This window comes from Streptomyces sp. DH37, assembly GCF_029813835.1.
In the GTDB taxonomy this organism is placed as follows: Bacteria; Actinomycetota; Actinomycetes; order Streptomycetales; family Streptomycetaceae; genus Streptomyces.
Window position 1 is genome coordinate 1 of record NZ_JARVKV010000131.1, and the last position, 3,653, is coordinate 3,653.

General features: G+C 73.6%; 2 protein-coding genes and 1 pseudogene. All 3 read left to right on the plus strand.

Translation table 11 applies throughout. The features are described 5' to 3' along the window. Positions 1 to 133, plus strand: a pseudogene (locus QC029_RS30235) (2-oxoacid:ferredoxin oxidoreductase subunit beta); the annotation flags it as partial. A gap of 829 nt (positions 134 to 962) precedes the next feature. Further along, the gene (gene rarD, locus QC029_RS30240; RefSeq protein WP_279559042.1) at positions 963 to 1,994 is read left to right on the plus strand and encodes an EamA family transporter RarD; all 1,032 of its coding nucleotides are present in this window, start codon (positions 963 to 965) and stop codon (positions 1,992 to 1,994) included. A 208-nt stretch (positions 1,995 to 2,202) separates the two neighbouring features. Beyond that, the gene (locus QC029_RS30245) at positions 2,203 to 3,546 is read left to right on the plus strand and encodes a M28 family metallopeptidase (RefSeq protein ID WP_279559043.1); all 1,344 of its coding nucleotides are present in this window, start codon (positions 2,203 to 2,205) and stop codon (positions 3,544 to 3,546) included. Positions 3,547 to 3,653 lie beyond the last annotated feature (107 nt).

The following is a 3,653-nucleotide window of genomic DNA, read 5'->3' on the forward strand; positions in this document are numbered from 1 at the left end:
CCTGCGGGACGTGCACCGCCCGGTCTACGACACCCTGATGACCGAGCAACTGGAGAAGGCCGTGGTCCAGCACGGCAAGGGCGACCTCGACGCGCTCCTGACCGGCACCGACACCTGGACAGTCGTGGGCTGACGACACAGCGCCCGCGCGAGGGGCCGGTCCCGCCTGGCGGGACCGGCCCCTCGGCCGTTCCCCCGGCCACGAGGCCCCGGCCACGGGAACGCGCCGGTCAGGGCTCCCGCCGGCCGGACCCCGCCGGCCGGACCCCGCCGGCCGCAGGGAACGCCGCGCGTCAGGCCGAACTCGCACCACACGGTCTTGCCCGGCCGCCCCGGCTCCCCGGCCCCCCACACATCGGCGAGCGCGTCCACCGGCAGCAGCCCGCGCCCGCCCTCGTCGGCCGGTCCGGGTCCGCGGACGCGCGGCCGGCCGTCCCCCCGGTCGTGGACCTCCAGGCGCAGGGCGCCCGCACTCCGACACCGTCAGCCGGATCCGGAAGCCGCGTCCGGGCGGCGCCCCGGGCGGCCCGCGGCGGACGGCGTTGGCGGCCGGCTCCGACACGCACGGCCGTACGTCCTGCCGCTCCGCGATCCCCCATCCCGCCGGCGCCCCCTGACGGACTTCCGCGCGGCGCGGGCGGAGCGGTCGCTGCGCCGGAACACCCTCTCCCGCGGAGGAGGTGGTGAAGCCCTCCCGCTCGTGCCACCCATGGCCACGCTCCCGTTGACGAGGAACTGACCACAGCGTCCGTCCGCACGCGGGCGTACGGGTGCGCTCCGGTACGCATACGGACCCGGGCGCGGGCGCGTTCGGCCGGGAGTGCGCCGAGCGTGCGGGACGGAACACGGCGCGTCAGCACCGTATGCCGGAACGGGAATGACAGCGGGGGCGTACGGCGCTACGGTCGTGAGGTTGGTCAGCCAGGCCGGTCCACCGCACCGGCCGCCCAGGAGGAGGAACGTTGGAGTCGCACGGCGAGCAGCGCACGGGACTGTTGTTCGGCTTCGCCGCCTACGGGATGTGGGGCCTGCTCCCGCTGTACTGGGCACTGCTGGAACCCGCCGGCGCCACCGAGGTCCTGGCCCACCGGATGGTGTGGTCGCTGCCCACCGCCCTGGTCATCCTGGCCGTACTGCGCCGCTGGGCATGGGTGGGACCGCTGCTGCGCGATCCCCGCCGGCTCGGGCTGATCACCCTGGCGGCCACGCTGATCTCGGTCAACTGGGGCCTGTTCATCTGGGCGGTCTCGACCGGGAAGGTCATCGAGGCGTCGCTCGGCTACTTCATCAACCCGCTGATATCCATCGCCTTCGGCGTCCTGCTGCTGCGCGAGCGCCTGCGGCCCGCCCAGTGGGTGGCCGTCGGCATAGGGGCGCTGGCGGTGGCGGTGATGACCGTCGCGTACGGCCGGCTGCCCTGGCTCTCGCTCGCCCTGGCCGTCACCTTCGCGCTCTACGGGCTGATCAAGAAGGGCGTCCGGCTGGATGGAGTGGCGAGCTTCGGCGCCGAGACGGCCGTGCAGTTCCTGCCCGCGGTCGGCTTCCTGCTCCTCCTGGGCTCACGGGGCGAGGCCACCTTCGCCACCGAGGGCGTCGAACACGCGCTGCTGCTCTCCCTCGCCGGGCTGGCCACCGCACTGCCGCTGATCTTCTTCGGCGGGGCGGCCGTACGACTGCCGCTGTCCACGATCGGAATGCTGCAGTACCTGGCGCCCGCCTCGATGTTCCTGCTGGGGCTGCTGGCCTTCGACGAGGAGATGCCGCCCGAGCGCTGGGCGGGCTTCATGCTGGTCTGGGCCGCCCTGTGCCTGCTCACCTGGGACGCCCTGCGCACCGCGCGCCGTTCGCGGGCACGGCTGCGGGCGGCGGCTGCCGCGGCGGCGGCGTCCGCGCGGGCCACGCCGGCGGCCGGCGGGACGGACGGCGGAGGAGCCGCCGGACCGGCGGACCGTCCGGCGGCGGCCGGGGCGTCGCCGGACACCGCGAAGGGCTGAGCCGTCCGGCGGGCCCACCGCCGGCCGCCACCGGGCATCACTGGACACGACCGGGCACGACCGGAGCCGGCCGTCTCCCACCGCGCCGCGAACGGTTCCACGTCAACACCCGGTCGTCCGCTATACGGACGCCTATGTCCGGATTCCGCCCTTGACGGTGCACCCACGTCACATCAACATCATGCCCACGTCAATCCCCACAGGAGGCATGATGCCCACTCGCGCCGGACGACGGCTCTCCCGAAGATCCCCCCTCCGCCGCGCCGCCCTCGGAGCCGGGCTCGCCGGCGCGCTCGCCGCCGGGCTGCTCACCGGGGCGGCCACCGCCACCGCCGGGACCACCGCGGCGGCCGCGGCGCCGGACATCCCGCTGGCCAACGTCAAGGCACATCTCTCGCAGTTCCAGACGATCGCCAACAACAACGGGGGCAACCGCGCCCACGGCCGCCCCGGCTACCGGGCGTCGATCGACTACGTCAAGGGCAAGCTGGACGCCGCCGGCTACACCACCACCCTCCAGCAGTTCACCTCCAACGGGGCCACCGGCTACAACCTGATCGCCGACTGGCCCGGCGGCGACACCGGTTCGGTCGTCATGCTCGGTGCGCATCTGGACTCGGTCAGCAGCGGCGCCGGCATCAACGACAACGGCTCCGGCTCGGCCGCCGTCCTGGAGACCGCCCTCGCCGTGGCCCGCGCGGGGTACCAGCCCGACAAGCACCTGCGGTTCGCCTGGTGGGGGGCCGAGGAGCTGGGGCTGGTGGGCTCGAAGCACTACGTCAACAACCTCTCCTCGACGGAGCGGTCGAGGATCGACGGCTACCTCAACTTCGACATGGTCGGCTCGCCGAACGCCGGCTACTTCGTCTACGACGACGACCCGGCCATCGAGAAGGTCTTCAAGGACTGGTTCGCCTCCAGGGGCGTGCCGACCGAGATCGAGACCGAGGGCGACGGACGGTCCGACCACGCCTCGTTCAAGAACGCCGGCATCCCCGTCGGCGGGCTGTTCACCGGCGCCGGACGCATCAAGACCAGCGCCCAGGCGCAGAAGTGGGGAGGCACCGCCGGGCAGGCGTTCGACCGCTGCTACCACTCCTCCTGCGACACCACCTCCAACATCAACGACACCGCGCTGGACCGCAACAGCGACGCCGCGGCCCACGCGGTGTGGACGCTGAGCTCGGGCGCCACCACCCCGCCGCCGGGCGGCGGCACCTTCGAGAACACCGCCGACCACGCCATCCCGGACCCGGGCACCGTGGAGTCCCCGATCCCCGTCACCGGCCTCTCCGGGAACGCCCCGAGCGGCCTCCAGGTCGGCGTCGACATCAAGCACACCTACCGCGGCGACCTCGTCATCGACCTGGTGGCCCCGGACGGCAGCGCCTACCGGCTGAAGAACTCCGACTGGGACTCGGGCGACAACGTGGTCACCACCTATACCGTCAACGCCTCGGCCGAGGCCGCCAACGGCACCTGGAGGCTTCGCGTCCAGGACGTCTACCGCTCCGACTCCGGGTACATCGACAGCTGGAAGCTCACCTTCTGAGCCGTCCGGCCCTCCGGCCTCCCGGGCCTCCGGGCCCTCCGGATCCTCACGGCCCGGGCCCGGCCGCGACCGAGCCGAGCACCGCCCGCCGGTGATCACACCGGCGG